Raw genomic sequence first — 23,645 nt, forward strand, 5'->3', positions numbered from 1 at the left:
TCCCTGCGAGCCTCGCCTTGATCTCGCGCTTCGATGGGACTAGTTAGAAGCTCCTCAAACAGGATATTCGAGAGCCATGGATTTTACCCCGACCGCAAAGCCGACCTGCCTTGCTCACGGGGAATTCCATGCCTGCTTCAATCATCCTGTCCAACCTGTCGCTGTCCACGCCTGACGGCCGCTCTCTTTTTTCCAATATCGATCTGACGTTCGGCGCCGAGCGGACCGGCCTCGTCGGCCGCAACGGCGTCGGGAAGACGACGCTGCTTGCAGCGATTTTGCGCGAGCACATCCCCCAGTCGGGGCGCATTGCCGTCAATGGAACTGTCGGTCTGCTGCGGCAGGATGTCCAGCCGCTTGCGGGCGCGAAGGTGATCGATCTGTTCGTTGTGCGAGCCGCGCTCGATCTCCTTCGCCGTGCCGCGCGCGGGGATGCCTCGGCTGAGGAGGTCACCGAGGTCGATTGGACCCTCGAAACGCGGCTTGCATCCGCCCTTGCGCGCATCGGGTTCGATGTCGCTCCGGAGCTCGAGCTCGGCAGCCTGTCGGGCGGCCAGGTCACGCGGGTTCGTCTCGCCGCGCTGATCTTTGCGGAGCCGGATTTCCTGCTGCTCGACGAGCCCACCAACAATCTCGATCGGGAGGGGCGCAAGGCCGTGATCGATTTCCTTGCGTCCTGGCGCGGTGGGGCGATTGTCGTCAGCCACGATCGGAGCCTGCTCGAAACCATGGATGCGATTGTCGAGCTGACGTCGCTCGGAGCCGCGCGATACGGCGGCAATTGGAGCAGTTATTGCGAGCAGAAAGCTGCCGCGCTCGCGGCTGTCGGGCACGACCTCGCGCATGCCGAGAGGCGGCTGTCCGCGATCGAGGGGAAGACGCAGGAGGCTGCGGAGAGGAAAGCGCGCAAGGACAGCGGCGGTAAGAAGAAACGCACCAAGGGCGACATGCCGCGCATCCTGGCCGGCGCGCGCAAGGACCGTAGCGAAGACACCGGCGGCAAGAACGCGCGGATCGCCGAGCGGCGGCGTGCGGATGCGCTTGAGGCCGTCGATAGGGCGCGGCGCCGCATCGAGATTCTTCAGCCGCTGTCGGTGAAGCTGCCCTCGACTCAGCTGCCGGCCGGCAGGGAGGTAGTCTGGCTCGATTGTGTCAGTGCCGGCTATCGGCCGGACCGGGAAGTCTTGCGCGAGCTATCGCTCGCGATCGTCGGTCCGGAGCGCTTGGCAATTGTCGGGCCCAACGGTTCCGGCAAGACGACGCTGCTGAAACTCATCGCTGGCGAACTACGTCCGCTCTCCGGCACCGTGCGGGTCAGGCCCGACCTTGCGCTGTTCGATCAGAAGGTCAGCCTGCTCGATCCCGCGGTCTCTATCCTGGACAATTTCAGGCGCTTCCATCCGAAGGCGGGTGCAAATGAATGCCATGCCGCGCTGGCCCGGTTCATGTTTCGCGCCGATGCCGCCTTGCAGATCGTAGGACATTTGAGCGGCGGGCAGATGTTTCGCGCCGGCCTCGCCTGCGTGCTGGGCGGAGCGATGCCGCCGTCCTTGCTGATCCTCGACGAGCCGACCAATCATTTGGACATTGAGGCAATCGAAGCCGTCGAAGCGGGCTTGAGGGCCTATGACGGCGCGCTGCTCGTCGTCAGTCATGACGAGGCGTTCTTGCAGGCGATCGGGATCACGCGCAGGGTCGAACTGGCCGGCTAAGTCCGCTGCCCATCGTTGATTAACAAAAACCCGACGCCCTGCCCCCAGCGCGTCGGGTGAAAAAAATGACTATCAATCCGTGATCCCAACGCAGCAGTTGTGACTCGCGTTGCGCCAATTTACCACTCCGGGAAACTACCGCGTTGGAACCGGACTCCGCCAAACCTGCGCGGCTTAGGAGGCGGCGCTGCCGCCCGGTTCAAGCGCCTCACCCATCTCCAGCGGATGGGCCATGGCGTCGTGCAGCGCATCACGGTCGAGCTCGCCTTCGGAGATGCTGATGACGACGCAGGCGACACCGTTACCGATCAGATTGGTGAGCGCGCGGCACTCGCTCATGAACTTGTCGATGCCGACCAGGATCGCGATCGACTGGATCGGGATGTCCGGCACGATCGAGAGCGTTGCCGCGAGCGTGATGAAGCCCGCCCCGGTCACGCCCGAGGCGCCCTTCGAGGTGATCATGGCGATGCCGAGAATGCCGAGCTCCTGCCAGATGGTCAGATGGGTATTGGTCGCCTGCGCCAGGAATAGCGTCGCCAGCGTCATGTAGATGTTGGTGCCGTCGAGGTTGAAGCTGTAGCCGGTTGGAATGACGAGGCCGACCACCGAACGCGAGGCGCCGAGATGCTCCATCTTCTGGATCATCTGCGGCAGCACCGTCTCCGACGACGAGGTGCCGAGCACGATCAGGAGCTCGTCCTTGATGTAGGCGATGAAGCGCAGGATCGAGAAGCCGGCGAGCCTTGCGATCGCCCCCAGCACGACCAGCACGAACAGCATGCTGGTGAGATAGAACGTACCGATCAGGGCGGCCAGGTTGAGCAGCGAACCGAGGCCGTAGGCGCCGACGGTGAAGGCCATCGCGCCGAACGCCCCGATCGGGGCGACGCGCACGATGATGCGGATGATGCCGAAGAACATCTTTGCGGCCTTGTCGATCGCTTCCGCAATGGGCTCGCCGGCCTTGCCGAGAAAGGCGATGGCGAAGCCCGACAGGATCGAGATCAGCAGCACCTGCAACAGATCGCCGCGTGCGATGGCGCCCAGATAGCTGTCGGGGATGATCGCCATCAGATGGGCGACGATGCCTTCTTCCTTGGCCTTGGTGACGTAGGTCGCCACCGATTTCGGGTCGATCGTGGCGGGATCGATATTGAAGCCATGTCCGGGCTGGAGCACCTCGCCGACCAGCAGGCCGACCGCGAGCGCCACGGTCGAGACGGTCTCGAAATAGATCAGCGACTTCAGCCCGACCCGGCCGACGCGCTTGAGGTCGCCCATCGAGGAGATGCCGTGCACCACCGTGCAGAAGATCACCGGCGCGATCATCATCTTGATCAGCGCGATGAAACCGTCACCGAGCGGCTTCAGGGCCTTGCCGAGATCGGGATAGAAATAGCCGACGAGCACCCCGAGCACGATCGCGATCAGCACCTGGATGTAGAGGATCTTGTACCAGGGCTGGTGCCGCCGGTGGATGGCTGGCTGGATCGCGATCTGTGTCATAGAATAGGCCCCGGAACGTATTGATCTTGTTTGATTTGCATCATGTGATGGCCGCTGCAGAAGCGACAATCACATTTTTGTCTGTTCGCACGAAGATCGGTCGCTGCACCGCAACTGGGGGGAACATGCCGATTGCAACGGGCTCCGACGAGCGAGCGCAAGGCTATTTCCCGCATTGGACTCTGAAGTCCTCCGGCGTGATCATGCCCGAGGAGCGGCTGCCGCTTGGCCAGACCGTGGTCTCCGGTCTCCAGCATTGCGTCGCAATGTCGGGCTCGACGATCATCGCGCCGCTGCTGATGGGGTTCGATCCCAATGTTGCGGTGCTGTTTTCCGGCATCGGCACGCTGATCTTCTTCGTCATCGTCGCGGGGCGCGTGCCGAGCTATCTCGGCTCGAGCTTCGCGTTCATCGCGGTCGTGATCGCCGCGACCGGTTACGTTGGGCACGGGCCGAACCCGAACCTGTCGGTTGCGCTTGGCGGCATCGTCGGAGCCGGCGTCCTCTACGGCGTGATCGCGCTGATCGTGATGTGGTCGGGGGTTGGCTGGATCGAGAAGCTGTTGCCGCCGGCCGTCACCGGCGCCGTGGTCGCCGCGATCGGCCTTAATCTCGCGCCGGTGGCGGTGAAGGCCGTGAGCGCCAATGCGTTCGACACGGGAATCGGGCTCGCGACCGTTCTGATCATCGGCGTGGTTGCCGTTGGCGCGCCTGGCCTGTGGCGCCGCCTGCCGATCATTCTCGGCGCGATCGGCGGATATCTTTTGTACCTGCTGTTCGCGAACGGCTTTGGCTTCGGCAAGCCGATCGACTTCACGCAAGTTTCGGCCGCGCCGTGGATCGGCCTGCCGAGTTTTACCACGCCGACCTTCCAGACCGATGCGATCGTTCTGATCGCGCCGGTCGCGATCATCCTCGTCGCCGAGAACCTCGGTCACATCAAGGCAGTCGGCGCCATGACGGGCCGGAGCCTCGATGACTATCTCGGCCGCGCCTTGCTCGCCGACAGCCTCGCGACCATCGTGGCGGCCTGCGGCGGCGGCACCGGCGTTACCACCTATGCTGAAAACATCGGCGTCATGGCGGCGACGAAGGTCTATTCGACCTTGCTGTTTGCCTTCGCGGCCCTGGTGTCGATCGTGCTCGGCTTCTCGCCGAAGTTCGGCGCGCTGGTCCTGTCGATCCCGGGCCCTGTCATCGGTGGACTCTCGATCGTGCTGTTCGGATTGATCGCCGCGATGGCCGGCCGGATCTGGGTCGAGAACAAGGTCGACTTCTCAAGTCCGGCAAACCTGATCACCGTCGCGGTCGCGCTCACCGCAGGCGCCGGAGACCTCACGCTCAAATTCGGTGCCTTCACCATCGGCGGGATCGGCACCGCAACCTTTGGCGCCATCATCCTGTACCAAATTTTGACATCGCCATTCGCGCGCCGCGCTGAATGAATCGCAGCGATGCGCTGAGGGATGGAACAAAAGGCCGGTTCCGTCGCTGATCAGGGCATCCCGGAGAGAACCCATGCCACAAACCGATCGCTCGACCTCGTTTCACTCGCGTCTTGTCGGCCAGTACGCGCTGGTGACCGGCGCCTCCCAAGGCATTGGCCGTGCCGTCGCAATCCGGCTCGCGCAGGAAGGTGCGACCGTCGCCATCAACTATGTCGATCACCCTGAAAAGGCCGAGGAGACGCTCGCGCTGGCACGGACGGCATCGAGCGATCGGGGCCACGGCAGGCTCGATCATGCAATCGTCAAGGCCGACGTGAGCAATGAGCAGGAGGTCGCGGCGATGTTCGAGATGGTTTTGGCGCGCTGGAAGCGCCTCGACTGCCTCGTCAACAATGCCGGCTTCCAGCGGGAATCGCCGAGCGAGTCGCTCGACATCGAAACCTATCGCCGCATCATCGACGTCAATCTCAACGGCGCCGTATTCTGCGCCCAGAAGGCGCTCGCGCATTTCGTGGCGCGCGGCGCAGGCGGCAGCATCATCAATTGCTCCAGCGTGCACCAGATCATCCCGAAACCCGGCTATCTCGCTTATTCCATCAGCAAGGGCGGCATGGCCAATCTGACGCGCACGCTGGCGCTGGAATTCGCGAGCCGTGGCATTCGCGTCAATGCGGTAGGTCCCGGCGCGATCGACACCCCGATCAACGCGGCCTGGACCGGCGATCCGGAAAAGCGCAGTGTGGTCACCAGCCACATTCCGCTCGGCCGCGTCGGCACGCCGGAAGAGATCGCGGCCGTGTTCGCCTTCCTCGCCTCCGATGAAGCCAGCTACATCACCGGCCAGACCATCTACGCCTGTGGAGGTCTGACGCTGTTTCCCGAGTTTCGCGACAACTGGGCGAGCTAGCGGGCGTCCTGGCCCATCTGGCAAAACCGAGCGCAGCAGACTACATCTGCGCCATGACAAATCATCCGCTCCGCGATTTCGTCGGCCGGCACGAAAATCTGTTCGTGCTGACCGGCGCCGGCTGCAGCACCAATTCGGGCATTCCCGATTATCGCGACAGTCACGGCAATTGGAAGCGGACCCAGCCCGTGAACTTCCAGGCTTTCATGTCGGAAGAGCATACGCGTCGGCGCTATTGGGCGCGCAGCCTGATCGGCTGGCGGCGGTTCGGCCAGGCGAGGCCGAACGATGCGCATCACGCGCTTGCCCGGCTCGAGGCGAGCGGGCGTTGCGGAATGCTGCTGACCCAGAACGTCGACCGGCTGCATCAATCCGCCGGCCACCGCCAGGTGATCGACCTGCATGGCCGGCTCGATCTGGTCCGCTGCATGGGCTGCGGAGCGAAGACGCCGCGGAGCGAATTCCAGGAGATGCTCGGCGGCGCCAATGCGGAATGGTTGACGCTCGATGCCGCCGATGCACCCGACGGTGATGCGGACCTGGAGCATGCGGATTTTTCGTCATTCAAGGTGCCTCCTTGCGAAGCCTGCGGCGGCATTCTCAAGCCCGATGTCGTATTCTTCGGCGAGAACGTCCCGCGCGACGTGGTCGCTACCGCGCAGGATCATCTGGCGCAGGCCGACGCCATGCTCATCGTCGGCTCGTCACTGATGGTCTATTCCGGCTTCCGCTTCGTGCAGGCTGCCGCGCACCGGCAAATCCCGATCGCTGCGGTCAATCTCGGACGCACCCGCGCCGATGATCTCCTTACGCTGAAGGTCGAGGAGCGCTGCGAAGCGGCGCTTGCATTCCTGCTCTGATGGCGCGGGCTGCGAACACGCCTTGCCTATTGCATGGGTGCCAAGCAGAATAGCTGGACACAGCATGTTCCTGTCATCCATGGCATGGAAATTGCTGCGCTTTTGTCCTCAGTCTTGACGATCAGCACGGAGAATTTGGAATGCTTGAGGGAGCCGAGGTGCGGCTTGCCGTTGATATCGGTGGCACGTTCACCGACATCGTGCTGGACGTGGGCGAGGTGCGCAAGACGCGCAAATTGCTGACGACACCGCAGCGGCCGGAAGAGGCGGTGCTGGACGGCATGCGACTCATTCTCGCTGATGCGCGCGCCCATATCAGCGACATCGACGTCTTCATTCACGGCACGACGCTCGCGACCAATGCCATCATCGAGCGTCGCGGCGCCAAGACGGCGTTGATCGCGACCGAGGGCTTTCGCGACGTGCTCGATATCGGCACCGAGAGCCGCTACGACCAGTATGACCTCAGCATCGACAAGCCCAAGCCGCTGGCGCCGCGATCCCTGCGCTTCACCGTGCCCGAGCGTATCGACGCCCACGGTGCCGTCCGCCTCCCGCTGGACGAAGCGGCGGTGCGTGCGCTCGCGCCACGATTGCGCGCGCTGAATGTCGAGAGCGTCGCGGTCGCCTTCCTGCACTCCTACGCCAATCCCGAGCACGAGCGCCGCACGGCCGCGATCATCAGCGAGGAGATGCCCGGCATTTCCGTGACCGTGTCTTCCGCGGTGTGCCCGGAGATCCGCGAATATGAGCGCACATCGACTGCGGTGGCCAACGCCTATGTGCAGCCCCTGATCGATGGTTATCTCGCCCGCATGTCCGACGCCTTGCAGGTCGAGCAGTACCGCGGCGCGATCTATCTCGTCACCTCCGGCGGCGGTGTCACCTCGATCGAGACGGCGCGGCGCTTTCCGGTGCGCCTTGTCGAATCCGGTCCCGCCGGCGGCGCCATTTTCGCGGCGCAGATCGCGGCGCGTCTCGGCGAGAGCAAGGTGCTGTCCTTCGACATGGGCGGCACCACGGCCAAGATCTGCCTGATCGAAAAATACCAGCCCGAGACCTCGCGCGTGTTCGAGGTCGATCGCGCCGCGCGCTTCCTGAAAGGTTCTGGTCTGCCGGTGCGGATTCCCGTGATCGAGATGGTCGAGATCGGCGCCGGCGGCGGCTCGATCGCCCATGTCGACGCGATGAAGCGCGTCACGGTCGGCCCCGAGAGTGCCTCCTCGGAGCCCGGACCCGCCTGCTACGGCCGCGGCGGCCTGCGCCCCGCCGTGACGGATGCCGACGTTGCGCTCGGCCTGATCGACCCCGACGCTTTTGCGGGTGGAACGATCAAGCTCGACCCTGAGCTCTCGAAGCGGGCGCTGCTGCGCGCCGTGGGCGAGCCGCTGGGCCTGTCGGCGGAGACTGCGGCCTATGCCGTGCACGAGGTCGTCTGCGAGAACATGGCGAGTGCGGCCCGCGTGCATGCGGTCGAGCGCGGCGAGATTGTCGGTCAGCATACGCTGATCGCCTTCGGGGGCGCGGCACCGCTGCATGCGGCGCGCGTCGCCGAAAAGATCGGCGTCTCCCGCGTGATCGTCCCTTCCAATGCCGGCGTCGGCTCGGCCGTTGGCTTCCTTGCGGCTCCGATCGCCTACGAGCTGGTGCGCAGCCGTCATGTCCGGCTCGACGATTTCGACACCGATGGTGTTTCCGACCTGCTCCAGGAGATGGTGACCGAAGCGCGTACGCTGGTCGAGACGGGTGCGGCCGGTGCGCCGGTGCGCGAGCGCCGCGCCGCCTTCATGCGCTATGTCGGCCAGGGCCATGAGATCTCGATCGAACTGCCGAACCGCCGGTTGGCGACGGCCGACCTGGCCGGACTGCGCCAGAAGTTCGAGGCGGATTATGCGGCGATGTTCGAGCGGTCGATCCCGGGTGCGGCAATCGAGGTGTTGAGCTGGTCCGTGCTCGCGACGACCGAGGCGCGCAATCCGGCTATGGTCGCGGCCGTTACGCGCAAGCCCGCCGGGAAGGCGACCGGCAGCCGCAAGTTCTTCGATGGTAGGGCAGGGGAGGTGATCGAGATCCCGCTCTATCGCCGTGAAGACATGGCACCGGGCGCGACGATTGCAGGTCCCGCGGTGATCGCGGAGGACGAGACCTCGACGTTCGTCTCTAACAGTTTTGATGCCCATATCGATGGTGCTGGCAGCATCGTCATGGAACGGAAGGCGGCCTGATCATGAGCAAGGCAAGCGGCGCGAGCCTGATCGACCTTCAGATCATGTGGCACCGGCTGATCGCCGTGGTCGAGGAGCAGGCGCAGGTGCTGCTCCGCACCGCCTTCAGCCCGATCGTGCGCGAATGCGGTGACCTTTCGGCCGGCGTGTTCGACCTCAAGGGCCGGATGCTGGCGCAGGCGGTGACCGGCACGCCCGGCCACGTCAACTCGATGGCGGAATCGGTCAAGCACTTCATCGCCCACTTTCCGATCGAGACGATGAAGGAGGGCGACGCTTACATCACCAACGATCCCTGGATGGGCACCGGCCATCTCAACGATTTCGTCGTCACCACGCCCTGCTTCAAGGACGGCAAGCCGGTGGCGCTGTTTTCCTGCACCAGCCATCTCATGGACATCGGCGGCATCGGCTTCGGGCCTGATGCCACCGACGTGTTCATGGAGGGGCTCTACATCCCCATGCTGAAGCTGATCGACCGGGGCGTCGTCAACGAGACGCTGATGGCGATGATCCGCACCAACACGCGGCTGCCGATCGACACCGAGGGCGACACCTACTCGCTTGCCGGCTGCAACGACGTCGGCTGCGAGCGCCTGGTCGAGATGATGACCGAGTTCGGCATCGACACGCTCGACGCACTCGGCGACTACATTTGCGACCGCTCGCGCGAGGCCGTGCTGGCTGAGATCGCCAAGCTGCCGAAGGGCACCTGGCGCAACACCATGGTGGTCGACGGCTATGATGCGCCGGTCTCGCTTGAGGCGACGCTGACCATCTCGGACGCGGGCATTCACGTCGATTTCGACGGCACCTCGGCCGCGTCCAGGTTCGGCATCAACGTGCCTCTGTCCTACACCATCGCCTACACCGTGTTCGGTCTCGGCTGCGTCGTCGCCTCGCAGATCCCGAACAATGCCGGCTCGCTCTCGCCGCTGACGGTGTCGGCTCCCCCTGGCGCAATCCTCAATGCGCCGAAGCCGGCGCCGGTCGCCTCGCGCCATATCATCGGCCAGATGCTGCCCGACGTCGTGTTCGGCTGCCTGCGCCAGATCATTCCCGAGCGCGTGCCCGCGGAAGGCACCTCGTGCCTGTGGAATCTCAATGTGCGCGGACAGACCCGCTCGGGCGCCGGCGGCAATTACGGGTTCTCGATGGCGGTGACCTCCAATGGCGGCACCGGCGCGCGCTTCGCGAAGGATGGGCTGTCCGCGACCGCCTATCCCAGCGGTGTGCGCGGCACGCCGGTCGAGATCGCCGAGACGCAGACGCCGCTGATCTTCTGGCGCAAGGAACTGCGGCCGGATTCCGGCGGGGCAGGGCGCACCCGCGGCGGCCTCGGCCAGATCATCGAGGTCGGCAGCGGCGTCGATGCGCCGTTCGACATTCTGGCGGCGTTCGACCGCATCGATCATCCGCCACGCGGCCGCGATGGCGGCAAGAACGGCGAGGCCGGCTATGTCGGCCTGAAGTCCGGCAAGAAGCTGCGTGGAAAAGGCTTTCAGCAGGTGCCGCCAGACGATCGGCTGGTGGTGCTCACACCAGGCGGCGCCGGCATCGGCGATCCCAGGGAGCGCGCGCCGACAGCCGTCAACGACGACATCGAAAGCGGCCTCGTGTCGGCCGACAACGCGGTTGCAGTTTATGGGCATACGCGATGACGCTTCAGGCGTCGTGCGCGTAGCAAACGGAGGGGCCTAATGATCACGCGACGGAATTTTACAGCGGGCGCAGCGACACTGCTCGCAGCCGGCCACATTTCGACCCGCGCGCGAGCTGCGACGGTGAGCTGGGACATGTCGACGGTATGGCCCGACGGCAATTTCCACACCCAGAACGCGTTTGCCTTCGCCGACGAGGTGAAGAAGCAGAGCGGCGGTTCGGTCGCGATCACCGTGAAGGCCGGCGGACAGCTCGGCTTCAAGGGCCCCGAGCATCTGCGCGCCGTGCGCGACGGCCTGGTGCCGCTTGCCGACGTCCTCAACATCCAGCAGGTCGGCGACGAGCCCTTCATGGGCGTCGAAAGCATTCCCTTTCTCTGCGGCTCCATGGACGAATTGAAGGTGCTGCACAAATATGTGCGGCCCGAATACGAGAAGGTCGCCGCGCGCAACAACCAGAAGATCCTCTACATCGTGCCCTGGCCGACGCAGTATCTGCACCTCAAGGTCAAGGTCGCCGATGTCGACGGCTTGAAGAACATCAAGATCCGCGTGCCCGACAAGAACGCCGTCGACATGCTGGCCGTGGTCGGCATGGCGCCGGTGATGATTCCCTGGGGCGAGACCATCCCGGCGCTGGCGTCGGGCGCAGTCTCCGGCGTATCGACCTCGGCGGTGTCGGGCGTCGACGGAAAATTCTGGGAATTCTTGAAATACATCTACCCGACCAATCACGTCTGGTCGTCGCAGATGCTCACCGTCAACCTCGATTCCTGGAAGGCGCTGAGTGCCGATCAGCAACAGCTCGTCGTGGGCATTGCCGCCAAGATGGAGCCGGGCTTCTGGGCGAACTCGCTCAAGGCCGACGTCGACAGCCTCAACCGGCTCAAGGAAGGCGGCATGGAGGTGGTGCCGGTCTCGGAGGCCATGATCACGGACATTCGCGCCAAAACCGCGCCGCAGCTTGACGCTTTCGTCAAGCGCGTGCCGGCGGCCGACAAGCCGGTGCGGGCCTATCTCGCCGAAATGAAGCGCTGAGGACGGGCCGTGGTCAGCGTTTCGCCCGCAGCTCCGCACAGTCTTAACGCAGCGGCGCCGGCGCCGCTGCGCATCCTGCTCGACGGCATCGATCGTCTTGGCCGGCTGGACGGCTGGATCGGCGGCGGCTGCCTCTTGATGCTGACGCTGCTGATGCTGTGCGAGGTCGCAACGCGCTTCCTCTCGAACTTCCTGCCGTTCTTTCCGCCCACGATCTCGATCGCGTGGGAGTATTCCTCCTATCTGATGGCGGCGTCCTTCACCTTCGGCGCAGCCATGACCCTGCGTGTTGGCGGCCATATCCGTGTCGTGCTGCTGCTGAAGAACGTCCCGGCCCCCTTTCAGCGCGCGATCGAAATCCTGTCGGCCGCCGCCGGCTTCGCCTTCATGGCCTTCCTGACATCGTCGATGGCGAAGTTCGCCTTCGGCGCCTATGTGCGCGGCCAGGTTTCGACCTCGAGCGACACCCCGCTGTGGTTTCCGCAGGCCGTCGTCGCCTTCGGCATGCTGCTGCTGACGCTCCAGTTCCTGGCGCGCGCGATCCAGGCCGTGCTCGGCCTGCCGCTGGAGGATCATCGCATGAAGGCCTCGCCCGTCGAATGATCGCCCTCGCGCCAGCGGACACCGGATTCCATGACCATTGAAGTCGTCGCTCTCTTCGCGATCCTGTTTGCGCTTCTAGCCTGCGGCGTCTGGATCGGCCTGACGCTTGCGCTCACTGCGACGCTGCTGCTGGCGATGTTCCGCTCGATCCCGCTCGACAAGCTGCTGCCGCAATACGCCTGGAACATCTTGACGACGCAGGAATTGCTGGCGTTGCCACTGTTCATCCTGATGGGCGAGTTGCTGTTTCGCACCCGCTTGTCACGTTCGCTGTTCCAGGGGCTCGCGCCCTGGGCAGGGCTTCTGCCGGGTCGTCTTCTGCATGTGAACGTGATCGGCTGCACCATCTTCGCGGCGATCTCCGGCTCGTCGGCGGCGACGACGCAGGTGATCGGCCGCATGTCGCTCAACGAACTCACACGCCGCGGCTATTCCCGCGACATCGCGATCGGCTCGCTCGCCGGCGCCGGCACGCTCGGCTTTTTGATCCCGCCGTCCAACATCATGATCATCTATGGCGTGCTCGGCGACGTTTCTATTCTCAAGCTCTTTACCGCCGGCGTGCTGCCCGGCCTCCTGCTGGCGGCCACCTTCATGGGATGGGTGATGCTGCACACGACGTTCAACCGCACGCTGGTGCCGGAGTCCGAGGCAAAGCTCTCGCAGGTGCCGTGGCGCGAACGTTTTGCGGCGCTGAAGGACCTTGCGCCGGCGCTGTTCCTGATCGCCTGCGTGCTCGGCTCGATGTATGGCGGGCTGGCCACGCCGTCGGAGGCCGCCGCGGTCGGCGTGCTCGGCGCGGCACTGGTCGCCTGGGCGCAGGGCTCGATGTCGCAGCAGGTGATCCGCGACGTGCTGATCGGCTCGATCGTGACCTGCTCGATGATCGCACTGATCGTGCTCGGCGCCTCGATCCTCGGCAACGCCGCGGCCTTCCTCGGAATCCCGCAGGCGGTCGCCGCCTTCGTGAAAGGCTTGGGGCTATCGCCCTTCATGCTGATCGTGGTTCTGATTATCTTCTACCTGATCCTCGGCTGCTTCCTCGACGGCTTCTCGATGATCGTGATGACGCTGCCGATCGTGCTGCCGATCGTGAAGGGCGCGGGCTTCGACGAGATCTGGTTCGGCATCTTCCTCGTGCTCGCCGTCGAGATGGCCCAGATCACGCCGCCGGTTGGTTTCAACCTGTTCGTGATCCAGGGCTTGACCGACGACGGCCTCGGCTACATCGCGCGGGTCACGATGCCGTACCTGCTCATCATGGTCGGCTTCGTTCTGCTGCTGACGCTCTGGCCCGGCATCGTCACGATCCTCCCGAGGGTGCTGTACGGATAGATTGCGCCGCCCCGGCCGCTCAGCCGGGACGGCGCCTCAATCGTCAAAGCTTACGCCGCGGCCTTCTTCCGCGCCTGCTCGGCCTTGTACAGCTCGAACTCTTCCGCGATCGCCTTGGCGATCGACGGCCGTTGACGCAGGCGTTCGTAATAGGCCTTCACATTTGGCCATTTCGCGAGCTCGATCGGCGGCGTCGCCATGGTCCAGTTGATGACCGTGATGAGATAGGCGTCGGCAACGCTGAAATGGTCGAGCAGGAAGTCGCGCCCCTTCAGGTAATTGTCGAGATAGTCCAGCCGCGACAGGTTCTTCTCCAGCGCATACGCTTTCGTTTCCTGCGGCGCCTTGCGGTCGAGCACCGGGATGAACAGGCCCTTGTGCAGTTCGGTGCCGATGAAGCAGAGCCATTGATGCAGCCGCGTGCGATCGATGCCCGCTGCAGCGCCGAGGCCCGATTGCGGGAAGCGGTCGGCGATGTATTGCAGGATCGCGGCGTTTTCGGTCAGCACCACGCCCTCGTCGGTGCGCAGTGTCGGCACGAGGCCGATCGGATTCACGGTTCGGAAGTCAGTGCCGTCGCTCAGCACTGTCTTGGTCGGCGGATCGACTTCGAGATAATTGGCTTTGGCGCCGGCTTCATACAGCGCGACGCGGCTCGCCATCGAACAGGCGAGCGGCGAGAAATAAAGATCCATCTTGAGCCTCCTTGGGCAATTCTTCGATGTGACATTCGGAGTGTCGCTCAACCCGGCCAGATTGATTTTTGTACTGTCTTGCATATTATGGAGGCGGTCAAGGATTAAATTGCGAAATGGTACAAAAATCGAAGCCGCCAACTGCTGCCACGGAGCCTAAACGCCGCGGCCGTCCGCGCGCTTATGAACCCGACATCGCGCTTGGCAAGGCGCTCGACCTGTTCCGCACGCAGGGTTTCGCGGCGACCTCGCTCGACGATCTCAGCGAGGCCACCGGCATGAATCGCCCGAGCCTCTACGGCGCCTTCGGCGACAAGCGCGAGCTCTACATCAAGAGCTATCAGCGCTACCGCGAGGACGCGCGCGCATCGATGGTGGAGATCTTTCGCCAGGAGATGCCCGTGCGCCGGCGGCTGGAGCGTATCTTCGCCTCCGCGCTGAACATCTATCTCTCCGGCGAGACCGGCCCGCGCGGCTGCTTCACCGTGGTCACGGCGGCCTCCGAGGCGGTCGGCGATCCCGACATCCGCGCCATGGTGCTGGATGGCCTGTCTGAGCTCGACAAGGCATTTGCGAGTTGCTTCCGCCGCGCCAAGGAGAAAGGCGAGTTGCCCGACAGCGCCGATCCCGCCGTGCTGGCGCAGCTCGCTTCAGCGACCGTGCACTCAATTGCCATCCGCTCCCGCGCCCGCGTATCGCGGAAGGAGCTCGAGGCGATCGTGAAGGGGGCGATCGACATGATGGTAGGAGGAAAGAGCTAGGCGGTTGCGTGCGGCGAGCTATCTCCCAAACGTCGTCCTGGCGAAAGCCAGGACCCATAGCCACCGAGTCTGGTTTGGCGAAGATTCGGAGTTCCCGCCGTCGCGCCGCAGCTCCAGGACGACATTGAGTTTGTAGCCCCGCCTACGCCGCGCGAATATGCGCCAGGAAACGATCCACCTCATCGCGCAGCCGCTGCGATTGTTTCGACAGCTCGATCGCCGAGCCCAGGACTTCCTCCGCCGCTGTTCCCGTCGCGGCGATGCCGGCGGTGACGCCCGCGATGTTTTGCGAGACCTCGCCGGTGCGGGCGGCCGCCTGCTGGACGTTCTGCGCGATCTCCTGCGTCGCGGTGCCCTGCTGGCCGACGGCGGCGGCAATCGCGGCGGAGATCTCGTCGACTTCCTGGATCGTTGCGCAGATCGATTGGATGCCGTCCACTGCGCCGGTGGTCTCGCCTTGTACCGCCGTCACCTGGGCGCCGATCTCCTCGGTCGCCTTGGCGGTCTGGGTTGCCAGCGCCTTCACCTCGGAGGCAACCACCGCAAAGCCGCGGCCGGCTTCGCCCGCGCGCGCCGCCTCGATCGTCGCATTGAGTGCCAGCAGATTGGTTTGCTCGGCGATGCCGCTGATGAAGGAGACGACGTCGCCGATTTTCTGCGCAGCGTCGGCCAGACTCTGCACGCGCTCGTTCGACCGTCGCCCGTCGCTCGCAGCTTTGCCGACTACCGCGGTCGCGTGCGCAAGGCGCCGGCTGATCTCGGCCATCGACGACGACAGCTCTTCCGCGGCGGCAGCGACCGTCTGCACATTTTCCGAGGCGAGCGCCGAGGCCGACGACACCGTGCCGGTCTGCTGCCGCGATCGCTCGACGATATCAGACATCGAGCGCGCGGTGTTCTCCATCTCGACCGCGGCCGAGGAGACCGTGGTGACGACGTCGCGGATGCTGGCTTCGAAATTGTCGGCGAGAGCGGCGAAGGCGCGCCGTTTCTCCGCTTCGGATTGCGCCTTGGTGTCGGCCTGTTCGGTCTGGAGCCGGTTGAAGTTGACGGCGTTGTCGCGGAACACCGCGACAGCCTTGACCATCGCGCCGACCTCGTCATTCGCTTTGCCGACGGGGACGGTGACATCGAGGTGTCCGTCGGCCAGCTCGCGCATCACGGTGGTGATGGAGATGATCGGACGGGAGATGCTGCGGGCGATGAGATAGCCGACGATGGCGGCGAGCACGAGCCCGAGCGCGGCGATGCCGAATGCCAGCAGCCAGGCTCGGTCGGCGGAGGCCACATAGTCGGCATTGTCCATCACCAGTTCGACCGCGCCGAGGGACTTACCGGAAAAATCCCTGATCGGTCCGAGCAGCGCGGCCACTGGCGTGGTGTCGAGCTTGGCCTGTCGTATCGTGAAGTCGCCGCCGGCGGCGCGGCCGTAATCGGCCGCATCGAAGAAGCTCTTGCCCTTCAGCGTGCCGCCGAACAGCTTGAAGCCGCCGCCGTCCGCGAGATGGAAGGCGATGTCGACATGGCGGTTGGTCTTGAAGTCGTCCAGGAAGGACTGGCCGAAGGTCAGGCCAAACTCCACCGAGCCGAGATGCTTGCCGGCTTGCGCGATCGGCACCACGCCGCGGATACCGAGCCCGGCCAAGCCGCCCTCGAGGCCGACCACGACCTTGTGCTCCTGGTTGGCCATGATCACGGTCCTGCGGAAGCCCGAGAGGTCGTCGCCAAATTTAGCAGGCTGGTGTACGCGCAGGAACGAGGTCGCGGGCGCCACATGGAACTGGAACTGTTCGATGCCGTACTCCGATTTGGTCGCGGCAAACACCGGCCCGAACAGGCCGATCAAAGCGTTGCGATCCTGTTTGGCCATCGCGTCCTGCGTCGCCGGTATTGCGGCGACGACGGCGCTCATGGCGGCGGCACGCTGGGATTCCTCGGCAATTCGCGACTGGAGCGCGTCGTAATGGCTGCGCAGCTCGCGCTGATCGGCGCGGTCGATGATGCCGGAAATGATCCACATCGCCCCGAGCACGGCGAACAGGGCGGTCGCCGCCGCCGTCACCGCCAGCGCAACCGTGATCCGCATCCTGAGGCCGAGCGTGAAGCGCATGTCCGACTCGTTCGTTGAGCGTTGATTAACAACGCCTATCAACTTCTCGCTAAGAGAGGGTGAACGGGATACCGGCCGACGATCAGTGATTTTACGGGCTCGATGGCACGTGAGGTCTCAATACCCCCGCGCCCGGTCCACCACGTTCTCCAGCACGCCACCGGCCTCGAACCGCGCGATCTGCTCGGCGACATAGGCCGAGATCGCGTCAGCGTCGGTGTCGGCGGCGTTGTGCGGGGTCAGCAGCACCTTGGGATGGGTCCAGAACCGGCTGTCCGCCGGCTGCGGCTCCTGCACGAAGACGTCGAGCGAGGCGGCGCCCAGCGTGCCGTCGTCGAGGCAGGCCAGGATGTCGGCTTCGTTCTGAAGGCCGCCGCGGCCGGCGTTGATCAGCACGGGCGCACCGAGCGGGCTTTTGCGGTTGAGCTTGGTGAAGACATCGCGGTTGAGGATGCCGTGTGTATCAGGCGTCAGCGGCAACAGGCTGACGAGGATATCGGTCGTGCGCAGGAATGCATCGATCTGCCCGGCGCCATGGAAGCATTCGACGCCCGCGATGGTGCGCGGGCTGCGGCTCCAGCCGGCGACGCGGAAACCAAGCCGCCGCAGCACATCGGCCGCGTCGGCGCCGAGCGTGCCCAGTCCCATGACACCGACCGTGACGGCGCTCGCCGGCCATTGATAGGTCGGCTCCCAGCGCTTTTCGCGCTGCGACTGGCGCAGATAAAGCTCCTGGCGGTGGTGCATCAGCACGTGCTGCACGACGTATTCGGTCATGCGGCCAGTCAGATCGGGCACGGCGACACGCACCAGCGGCACGTTCGGCAGGCTCTTGTCCGCCATCAGCGCATCGACGCCGGCGCCGAGATTGAAGATCGCCCGCAGATTGGGGAAGGAGCCGAGGTCGCCCGGCACCGGCTTCCACACCGCGGCATAGTGCACCTCGGCCGGATCGAGCCCGGCATCGGGCAGCAGCACGACGCGGCGGCCGCCGCAGACCGCGTCGAACCGGGCCTTCCAGCGCTCCGGCAGCCAGTTTTGCTGCGTGCTGTTGATCAGGACGGCCAGTGTGCCTACGGTCATTCGAGTGCCTCTATAGGTTCCGCTTTTGAGGGCCCTCCTTGGCACGATCTTCCGGATTTTTCTTGCAAATTTTTTCCGCAGCCCTGTCGGGGCGAGGCATATTGGATCGTCTTCAAAACAAGAGGTCAGGGAAGGTACTGCCCATGCTTTATGCGATCCTTTGCTATCACGACGAGGACTTCGTCGGCTCCTGGAGCAAGGACCAGGACGAAGCCGTGATGAAGAAGCTCGCCGTGGTGCAAGAGAAGCTCACGAGCCAAGGCCGGCTCGGTCCGGTGGCGCGGTTGCTGCCGACCACCGCGGCCGCGACGTTGCGTAAAGAGGACCCGCCGCTGGTGCTCGACGGCCCCTACGCGGAGACCAAGGAGCAGTTGCTCGGCTTCTATATCGTCGATTGCAAAAACCTCGACGAGGCGCTCGACGTTGCGCGCGACCTCGGCGCCGCCAATCCCGGCGGCGCCTATGAAGTGCGGCCCGTGGGCGTGTTCAGGCCCGGAGGAAATCTGACGTGAGCGAGGCCGATACCGCCTGGATCGAGACCGCGCTGACCTCGGCGCGCCCCCAGGCGGTCGGCGCGCTGCTGCGCTATTTCCGCGATCTCGACACCGCCGAGGAGGCATTCCAGAACGCCTGCCTGCGCGCGCTGAAGACATGGCCGCAGAACGGGCCGCCGCGGGATCCCGCGGCCTGGCTGATCATGGTCGGCCGCAACGTTGCGATCGACGAGGTGCGCCGCACCCGCAAGCAGCAGCCGCTGCCGGAGGACGACCAGGCGATCTCCGATCTCGACGACGCCGAGGGCGCGCTCGCGGAGCGGCTCGACGGCTCGCACTACCGCGATGACATTCTGCGGCTGATGTTCATCTGCTGCCATCCAGGGCTGCCGGCGACGCAGCAGATCGCGCTGGCGCTCCGTATCGTCTGCGGCCTGACCGTGAAGCAGATCGCGCGCGCCTTCCTGGTGTCGGAAGCGGCGATGGAGCAGCGCATCACGCGTGCCAAGGCCAAGGTCGCGGAGGCCGGGACGCCGTTTGAAACGCCGGGCGCGGTCGAGCGCGCGGAGCGGCTCGCCGTTGTCGCCGCGATGATCTATTTGATCTTCAACGAGGGCTATTCGGCGAGCGGCGACACCGCCGAAATCAGGAAGCCGCTGTGCGAAGAAGCGATCCGGCTGGCGCGGCTGCTGTTGCGGCTGTTCCAGAGCGAGCCGGAGATCATGGGGCTCACGGCGCTCATCTTGTTGCAGCATGCGCGCAGTGCCTCGCGCTTTGCCGCGGATGGTTCGCTGATCCTGCTGGATGACCAGGATCGTTCGCTGTGGAACGGCACCATGATCGCGGAAGGCCTCGCGCTGATCGACAAGGCGATACGCCATCGCCGCAGCGGGCCCTACCAGATCCAGGCCGCGATCGCCGCGCTGCATGCCCGCGCGGCGACGCCCGAGGAGACCGACTGGGCGCAGATCGACCTGCTCTATGGCGCGCTGGAGGTGGTGCAGCCCTCGCCGGTGGTGACGCTCAACCGCGCGGTCGCGGTTTCCAAGGTGCGCGGACCGCAAGCCGCGCTCGACCTGATCGAGCCGCTGGCGCCAAAGCTTGCCAACTACTTCCATTTCTACGGCGTGCGCGGCGCCTTCCTGATGCAGCTTGGCCGCAACGACGAAGCCCGCATCGCCTTCGACCGCGCCATCGCCCTCGCCAACACGTCCGCAGAAGCCGCTCACATCCGCATGCATCTCGATCGCCTGATCCGCGACAGCCAGCCGAACGGCGCAAATGGCGGCGCCAGGCAGGGCGCGAAGGTCGAAGGCGCCAAGGTGAAGTAGGGAGCGCCTGCTTCGGGCATCGCAAAAATTTTCGCTTCGCCTTGTCGGGCCCGGTCCCCTCCCTTCGTCCTAGGAGCGTATCCAGGGAGCCATTCATGCTGAAAGCCATTGCCATCATCGCCGTCGTGCTCGCTATCGGACTCGCGGGTGTCCTCGTCTTCGCATTGACGAAATCCGGCACCTTCCGCGTCGAACGCAGCCTCGCCGTGAAGGCGCCCGCCGATGCGATCTATCCGCTGGTCGCCGACTTCCATCGCTGGACCGCCTGGTCACCTTACGAGGGCCGGGACCCCGCGATGAAGCGCAGCTTCGGCGGAACTGCGCCGGGCAAGGGCGCGACCTATGCCTGGGACGGGAACAACAATGTCGGCGCCGGCCATATGGAGATCCTCGAGGCGAGTGCGCCGTCAAAACTCCGGATCAAGCTCGACTTCGAGCGGCCTTTCGAAGGCCACAACACCGCCGAGTTCACCTTTGTGCCGCAAGGCGATGCCACACTGGTCACGTGGGCGATGTCCGGTCCGGCGCCGTTCCTGTCCAAGGTCATGCAGGTGTTCATCAACATGGACAACATGATCGGCAAGGATTTCGAGGCGGGCTTGGCCAGCCTGAAGAAGCTCACCGAGAAGTAGCGCCGTCACCCCGAATGAAAGCAAAACGGAGAGAAACGATGCTCAATCCCTATCTGTTCTATCAGGACACCTGCGAAGCGGCGTTCAACTACTACGCCAAGGTCTTGGGCGGCAAGATCGATGCGATGATGCGCGCCTCGGATGCGCCGCCGGAGGTGCCCGCCACGCCCGGCCGCGAGAAGATCATTATGCATGCGCGGATGTCGCTGCCAGACGGCAGCGTCCTGATGGCCTCCGACGCACCAGGCGAGCATTTTCACAAGCCGCAGGGCTTTTCGATCTCGCTCACGGTCGCGGATCCCGCGGACGGCGAGCGCAAGTTCAACGCGCTGGCCGACGGCGGCACCGTCACCATGCCCTTCAGCAAGACTTTCTGGGCCAAGGGTTTTGGCATGTGCGTCGACAAGTTCGGCATTCCCTGGATGGTGAACTGCCCGGCCGAGGGAATGTGACAGCCGCGATCGCTTGACGCGCCAAGCGGCGATCCCCTCTCCCTGACGATGCGGAGAGGGGCGCGCATGAGACGTTGCGTGATGTGCCGATCGACCGCATGCCGCCTCAGCGGATCGATCCGGTCACGTCATTGCTCGGTGGTTGGGAGGAGGGAACGCAGCGCGGGCAGATCACGAGCTTTGTCCCGAGCTGCTTGTCATTCTCCGCTTCGATTTCGTCATGGATTGCCCACCACGCCGCGGAGTACGGGCGCAAGGTGCCGAGGACTCTTTCTCGCTCCTGATTCGGATCACTCGCCGCGGGAGCTTGGGTCGCCACGCGACGCTTGATGACGTAGGGACGGTTCGGATCCTGACCGAGGCCGTCCCATGCGATCGGACGGCGTTCCTGAGCAGGCGCGACCACGCATCCCATGAGCGTTGCGCAAAACGTGAGCAAGACAAAGCCGTGTCGCATCATGCCGAACCCTTGGGTGTTGTATGCGACGCGCCAAATTCGCTTGCCGAAGCTTGCGTCGCACCGCTCAAATGGAACCTAAGGGAAACGCCTGGCCGACACGGCCGAATATGAATTTTAGTGTCGCACCACATTGCGAGAGCAGTGAGGCCGCTTCGTGAAATGATGCGGACCGCATCGCACAACAACTGGCGCAATATTAGGCTGTGAACTCCGGGGCAGAATCGTTATTTATTTCGTCATAAACTCTAAAAACTGGGGCGGGCGGACTTGGAAGGGGAGCGACCGATGGCGGCGGCGCTGCAGATCAACTTTGCACTTTGGGGTATGCTCATCTGCGCGAGCATGGAATTGACCCAGCTGATCCAGAGTTTTTATTAGGCCTCACGAAGCAGGTGACCGGCGCGATTTGGCGGGCGCTTGCGTCCGCTGATCGTCACCGGCAGCGCGGATAGATCGCGGCGAGGTCGCGTCCCTTCAACAGAAGCAACCGCGACGAGAGGCCGCCGCGGCGGCTGATCCAGTCGCGCACCGGGCCGGGATAGGCCGCAAGCACCGCATCGGATGCTTCCGGCTCGGCGTAGAAGCGTCCGCGCCGGTCGACCGAGCGCGCCGCATGAAAGCCAAGCACGGCACGCTTGGTGACGCATATCCGCTCGCCCGGCACGATGCTCAGCACCAGCGTGCAGGCGGACAGGCAGGGACCGTCGATCACCACGCGCTCGCCGCTCTCGCGCACTTTCTCGAACAAATCGAGGAACGGCCCGACCTGTCCACCGGGCGACTGGATGATGCGGATTTCGGCCAAGGCAGGCGTGGCGGCGAGCAGCGCGGATACGAGCATCAAAGCCCTGAGGAAGGTGACGCGTCGCATGAAGCCTCCGCGAATTCGAGTCCGTAGGATTGGCCGACGAGAAGAGGTGGGTGACGCTTCGCTAGGCCAACCTACGCCGTGCCTACCCGTTCCGCCGTTCGCCGCGCAGCGTCGGCAGGCCGATGCCCGCCGCATCGAAGCCGCCATCGACGGCCAAAATTTGTCCGGTGATGTAGCTGGATCGTTCCGAGCACAGGAAGTAGATCGCTTCGGCGAGTTCCTCTTCCAGGCCGTAGCGGTTGAGCGGGATGGCGTCGTGGTAGTCGGCGCGGATCTCCCTGGTGTGCACCTGCTTCGCCATCGCGGTGTCGACCGGTCCCGGTGCGACCGCGTTGACGCGGATGTTGAAGGACGCAAGCTCGACCGCGAGCTGCTTGGTGAGGTGCGCGAGGCCCGCCTTGCTGGTGCCGTAGGCCGAGCGCAGCGTCGAGGCGCGCACCGCCGAGATCGAGGTGATGTTGACGATGGCGCCGCCATTGCCGTCGCGCATCAGCGGCACCGCCGCCTTGGTGCAGAGAAACGGGCCGGTGAGGTTGACCTCGAGCACGCGCCGCCAATCGGTCTCCGACGTCTCCATCAGCGGCGCGAACACGGCAATGCCGGCATTGTTGACGAGCGCGTCGAGCCGGCCGAACCGCCTTTCGACCGACATCATCGCGGCGGCAACCGCGGCTGCGTCCGAGACGTCGCAGGTCAGCGCCAGCGTGGCCTCGTCCCGGCCGATCTCGGCGACCGCGCGGCCGAGCAGCTCGCCCTCGATGTCGAGCAACGCAACCCGCCAGCCCTCGGTCAAAAACTTCTTCGCGGTCGCAAGCCCGATGCCACGCGCGGCTCCGGTGACGAGGGCAACGCGGTGCGGGGTAGGGGGCATTGGCTGATCGGTCCTTATGAAAGATCGCGCGAGCGCGAGCCTCTTTTACTTCGCTTTCGTTCCGACGAGGAAGGCCTTAACTCGAAGCCACGATGTCGGGACGGTCCTCGATGGATCGTCTTCCAGGGGATCATTGCCAGGGAGACCCGGAATGTCCAACGATCACGAGCGCCTGATTCGAGACCTTTTCGCCGCATATCTCGACAACGACCGGCAACGGGTCGCCGACGCGTTGGCGGACGATTTCCGCTTCACCAGCCCGTTCGACGAGGACCTCGACAAGGCGGCCTATTTCGAGCGTTGCTGGAGGGACACCGGCTGGATTGCGCGGCACGACATCGAGCGGATTGTCGTCCAAGGTGACGAGGCCTTCGTCACCTATCTCTGCCTGGCGACAGATGGCAGGAGCTTTCGCAACACCGAGTTCTTCACCTTCGCCGGCGGCAAGGTTCGCCGCATCGAGGTTTATTTCGGCGCTGCCCGGCAGGACGGGCGTTTCCTGCCGCAGGCGCGCTAAATAATTGTCGCCACGCTGTCGGTTCCGTCAGGGTTCGCTCGTCTTGGGTAAGGGCGACTAAGCAAGCAAG

Annotated in this window: 22 protein-coding genes; 15 read left to right on the top strand and 7 right to left on the bottom strand. The window is 64.7% G+C overall.

Annotated elements, in window-relative coordinates; all coding sequences use genetic code 11:
• Window positions 1-128 precede the first annotated feature (128 nt).
• The gene (locus ABIB80_RS07755; protein WP_007596364.1) at window positions 129-1,712 is read left to right on the top strand and encodes an ABC-F family ATP-binding cassette domain-containing protein; all 1,584 of its coding nucleotides are present in this window, start codon (window positions 129-131) and stop codon (window positions 1,710-1,712) included.
• A gap of 174 nt (window positions 1,713-1,886) precedes the next feature.
• Here ABIB80_RS07755 and ABIB80_RS07760 read toward each other — a convergent pair whose 3' ends face one another.
• A complete protein-coding gene (locus ABIB80_RS07760) occupies window positions 1,887-3,221 on the bottom strand; it encodes a dicarboxylate/amino acid:cation symporter (RefSeq protein WP_007596363.1) in 1,335 nt (444 codons plus the stop codon).
• 125 nt (window positions 3,222-3,346) lie between these two features.
• Here ABIB80_RS07760 and ABIB80_RS07765 point away from each other — a divergent pair, with 125 nt between their 5' ends.
• The 8 genes from ABIB80_RS07765 (at window position 3,347) to ABIB80_RS07800 (ending at window position 13,298) form a co-directional block, all read left to right on the top strand.
• Entirely contained in the window at window positions 3,347-4,666 is a 1,320-nt protein-coding gene (locus tag ABIB80_RS07765; protein ID WP_007596361.1) for a solute carrier family 23 protein, read from the top strand.
• Window positions 4,667-4,739: 73 nt separating this feature from the next.
• Entirely contained in the window at window positions 4,740-5,576 is an 837-nt protein-coding gene (locus tag ABIB80_RS07770) for an SDR family oxidoreductase (protein WP_007596359.1), read from the top strand.
• A 53-nt stretch (window positions 5,577-5,629) separates the two neighbouring features.
• A complete protein-coding gene (locus ABIB80_RS07775; RefSeq protein ID WP_007596352.1) occupies window positions 5,630-6,436 on the top strand; it encodes an NAD-dependent protein deacetylase in 807 nt (268 codons plus the stop codon).
• Between the two features lie 140 nt (window positions 6,437-6,576).
• Window positions 6,577-8,661 carry a hydantoinase/oxoprolinase family protein gene (locus tag ABIB80_RS07780; RefSeq protein WP_007596350.1) on the top strand — a complete coding sequence of 695 codons (2,085 nt, stop codon included), beginning with the start codon at window positions 6,577-6,579 and terminating at the stop codon, window positions 8,659-8,661.
• 2 nt (window positions 8,662-8,663) lie between these two features.
• A complete protein-coding gene (locus tag ABIB80_RS07785) occupies window positions 8,664-10,322 on the top strand; it encodes a hydantoinase B/oxoprolinase family protein (protein WP_007596349.1) in 1,659 nt (552 codons plus the stop codon).
• Between the two features lie 39 nt (window positions 10,323-10,361).
• Window positions 10,362-11,360: a TRAP transporter substrate-binding protein gene (locus tag ABIB80_RS07790; protein ID WP_007596348.1), complete on the top strand. Its 999-nt coding sequence runs from the start codon at window positions 10,362-10,364 to the stop codon at window positions 11,358-11,360.
• A gap of 9 nt (window positions 11,361-11,369) precedes the next feature.
• Window positions 11,370-11,963: a TRAP transporter small permease subunit gene (locus ABIB80_RS07795; protein ID WP_007596347.1), complete on the top strand. Its 594-nt coding sequence runs from the start codon at window positions 11,370-11,372 to the stop codon at window positions 11,961-11,963.
• A 30-nt stretch (window positions 11,964-11,993) separates the two neighbouring features.
• Window positions 11,994-13,298, top strand: a complete 1,305-nt coding sequence (locus tag ABIB80_RS07800; RefSeq protein ID WP_007596346.1) for a TRAP transporter large permease — start codon at window positions 11,994-11,996, stop codon at window positions 13,296-13,298.
• A gap of 50 nt (window positions 13,299-13,348) precedes the next feature.
• Here the strand turns inward: ABIB80_RS07800 and ABIB80_RS07805 are convergent, their stop codons facing one another.
• Complete coding sequence (locus ABIB80_RS07805) at window positions 13,349-13,993, bottom strand: glutathione binding-like protein (RefSeq protein ID WP_354127180.1); 645 nt, start codon at window positions 13,991-13,993, stop codon at window positions 13,349-13,351.
• A 116-nt stretch (window positions 13,994-14,109) separates the two neighbouring features.
• Here ABIB80_RS07805 and ABIB80_RS07810 point away from each other — a divergent pair, with 116 nt between their 5' ends.
• Entirely contained in the window at window positions 14,110-14,754 is a 645-nt protein-coding gene (locus tag ABIB80_RS07810; RefSeq protein WP_007596344.1) for a TetR/AcrR family transcriptional regulator, read from the top strand.
• 142 nt (window positions 14,755-14,896) lie between these two features.
• Here the strand turns inward: ABIB80_RS07810 and ABIB80_RS07815 are convergent, their stop codons facing one another.
• Window positions 14,897-16,864, bottom strand: coding sequence for a methyl-accepting chemotaxis protein (locus ABIB80_RS07815; protein ID WP_007596343.1), 1,968 nt, complete (start codon window positions 16,862-16,864; stop codon window positions 14,897-14,899).
• A 117-nt stretch (window positions 16,865-16,981) separates the two neighbouring features.
• Complete coding sequence (locus ABIB80_RS07820) at window positions 16,982-17,947, bottom strand: 2-hydroxyacid dehydrogenase (RefSeq protein WP_007596341.1); 966 nt, start codon at window positions 17,945-17,947, stop codon at window positions 16,982-16,984.
• Between the two features lie 143 nt (window positions 17,948-18,090).
• Between ABIB80_RS07820 and ABIB80_RS07825 the strand changes: the two genes are divergently transcribed.
• The 4 genes from ABIB80_RS07825 (at window position 18,091) to ABIB80_RS07840 (ending at window position 20,856) form a co-directional block, all read left to right on the top strand.
• Window positions 18,091-18,459 carry a YciI family protein gene (locus tag ABIB80_RS07825; RefSeq protein ID WP_007596340.1) on the top strand — a complete coding sequence of 123 codons (369 nt, stop codon included), beginning with the start codon at window positions 18,091-18,093 and terminating at the stop codon, window positions 18,457-18,459.
• A complete protein-coding gene (locus ABIB80_RS07830; RefSeq protein WP_007596339.1) occupies window positions 18,456-19,772 on the top strand; it encodes an RNA polymerase sigma factor in 1,317 nt (438 codons plus the stop codon). The genes ABIB80_RS07825 and ABIB80_RS07830 overlap by 4 nt, the downstream gene beginning before the upstream one ends.
• 95 nt (window positions 19,773-19,867) lie before the next feature.
• Window positions 19,868-20,404 carry an SRPBCC family protein gene (locus ABIB80_RS07835; RefSeq protein ID WP_007596338.1) on the top strand — a complete coding sequence of 179 codons (537 nt, stop codon included), beginning with the start codon at window positions 19,868-19,870 and terminating at the stop codon, window positions 20,402-20,404.
• 38 nt (window positions 20,405-20,442) lie between these two features.
• Window positions 20,443-20,856, top strand: coding sequence for a VOC family protein (locus ABIB80_RS07840; protein ID WP_007596337.1), 414 nt, complete (start codon window positions 20,443-20,445; stop codon window positions 20,854-20,856).
• Window positions 20,857-20,962: 106 nt separating this feature from the next.
• Here ABIB80_RS07840 and ABIB80_RS07845 read toward each other — a convergent pair whose 3' ends face one another.
• From ABIB80_RS07845 to ABIB80_RS07855, 3 genes are all read right to left on the bottom strand, one after another.
• The gene (locus ABIB80_RS07845) at window positions 20,963-21,316 is read right to left on the bottom strand and encodes a hypothetical protein (protein ID WP_007596336.1); all 354 of its coding nucleotides are present in this window, start codon (window positions 21,314-21,316) and stop codon (window positions 20,963-20,965) included.
• 433 nt (window positions 21,317-21,749) lie between these two features.
• A complete protein-coding gene (locus ABIB80_RS07850) occupies window positions 21,750-22,187 on the bottom strand; it encodes a hypothetical protein (protein WP_007596334.1) in 438 nt (145 codons plus the stop codon).
• A gap of 82 nt (window positions 22,188-22,269) precedes the next feature.
• Window positions 22,270-23,058 carry an SDR family NAD(P)-dependent oxidoreductase gene (locus tag ABIB80_RS07855; protein ID WP_007596332.1) on the bottom strand — a complete coding sequence of 263 codons (789 nt, stop codon included), beginning with the start codon at window positions 23,056-23,058 and terminating at the stop codon, window positions 22,270-22,272.
• 151 nt (window positions 23,059-23,209) lie between these two features.
• Here ABIB80_RS07855 and ABIB80_RS07860 point away from each other — a divergent pair, with 151 nt between their 5' ends.
• On the top strand, window positions 23,210-23,575 hold the full coding sequence (locus ABIB80_RS07860; protein WP_007596330.1) for a nuclear transport factor 2 family protein: 366 nt from the start codon (window positions 23,210-23,212) through the stop codon (window positions 23,573-23,575).
• The last annotated feature ends 70 nt before the right edge of the window (window positions 23,576-23,645 follow it).

This window comes from Bradyrhizobium sp. i1.15.2, assembly GCF_040548425.1.
GTDB classification, from domain to species: Bacteria; Pseudomonadota; Alphaproteobacteria; order Rhizobiales; family Xanthobacteraceae; genus Bradyrhizobium; species Bradyrhizobium canariense.

What these genes read in the sequence shown, in the direction of transcription:
- ABIB80_RS07835 (WP_007596338.1), top strand. Translation starts at nt 19,868, where the DNA reads ATGCTGAAAGCCATTGCCATCATCGCCGTCGTGCTCGCTATCGGACTC.
- ABIB80_RS07755 (WP_007596364.1), top strand. Translation starts at nt 129, where the DNA reads ATGCCTGCTTCAATCATCCTGTCCAACCTGTCGCTGTCCACGCCTGAC.
- ABIB80_RS07800 (WP_007596346.1), top strand. Translation starts at nt 11,994, where the DNA reads ATGACCATTGAAGTCGTCGCTCTCTTCGCGATCCTGTTTGCGCTTCTA.
- ABIB80_RS07785 (WP_007596349.1), top strand. Translation starts at nt 8,664, where the DNA reads ATGAGCAAGGCAAGCGGCGCGAGCCTGATCGACCTTCAGATCATGTGG.
- ABIB80_RS07825 (WP_007596340.1), top strand. Translation starts at nt 18,091, where the DNA reads ATGCTTTATGCGATCCTTTGCTATCACGACGAGGACTTCGTCGGCTCC.
- ABIB80_RS07765 (WP_007596361.1), top strand. Translation starts at nt 3,347, where the DNA reads ATGCCGATTGCAACGGGCTCCGACGAGCGAGCGCAAGGCTATTTCCCG.
- ABIB80_RS07760 (WP_007596363.1), bottom strand. Translation starts at nt 3,221, where the DNA reads ATGACACAGATCGCGATCCAGCCAGCCATCCACCGGCGGCACCAGCCC.
- ABIB80_RS07775 (WP_007596352.1), top strand. Translation starts at nt 5,630, where the DNA reads ATGACAAATCATCCGCTCCGCGATTTCGTCGGCCGGCACGAAAATCTG.
- ABIB80_RS07780 (WP_007596350.1), top strand. Translation starts at nt 6,577, where the DNA reads ATGCTTGAGGGAGCCGAGGTGCGGCTTGCCGTTGATATCGGTGGCACG.
- ABIB80_RS07845 (WP_007596336.1), bottom strand. Translation starts at nt 21,316, where the DNA reads ATGATGCGACACGGCTTTGTCTTGCTCACGTTTTGCGCAACGCTCATG.
- ABIB80_RS07855 (WP_007596332.1), bottom strand. Translation starts at nt 23,058, where the DNA reads ATGCCCCCTACCCCGCACCGCGTTGCCCTCGTCACCGGAGCCGCGCGT.
- ABIB80_RS07815 (WP_007596343.1), bottom strand. Translation starts at nt 16,864, where the DNA reads ATGCGCTTCACGCTCGGCCTCAGGATGCGGATCACGGTTGCGCTGGCG.
- ABIB80_RS07850 (WP_007596334.1), bottom strand. Translation starts at nt 22,187, where the DNA reads ATGCGACGCGTCACCTTCCTCAGGGCTTTGATGCTCGTATCCGCGCTG.
- ABIB80_RS07840 (WP_007596337.1), top strand. Translation starts at nt 20,443, where the DNA reads ATGCTCAATCCCTATCTGTTCTATCAGGACACCTGCGAAGCGGCGTTC.
- ABIB80_RS07805 (WP_354127180.1), bottom strand. Translation starts at nt 13,993, where the DNA reads ATGGATCTTTATTTCTCGCCGCTCGCCTGTTCGATGGCGAGCCGCGTC.
- ABIB80_RS07770 (WP_007596359.1), top strand. Translation starts at nt 4,740, where the DNA reads ATGCCACAAACCGATCGCTCGACCTCGTTTCACTCGCGTCTTGTCGGC.
- ABIB80_RS07790 (WP_007596348.1), top strand. Translation starts at nt 10,362, where the DNA reads ATGATCACGCGACGGAATTTTACAGCGGGCGCAGCGACACTGCTCGCA.
- ABIB80_RS07820 (WP_007596341.1), bottom strand. Translation starts at nt 17,947, where the DNA reads ATGACCGTAGGCACACTGGCCGTCCTGATCAACAGCACGCAGCAAAAC.
- ABIB80_RS07860 (WP_007596330.1), top strand. Translation starts at nt 23,210, where the DNA reads ATGTCCAACGATCACGAGCGCCTGATTCGAGACCTTTTCGCCGCATAT.
- ABIB80_RS07810 (WP_007596344.1), top strand. Translation starts at nt 14,110, where the DNA reads ATGGTACAAAAATCGAAGCCGCCAACTGCTGCCACGGAGCCTAAACGC.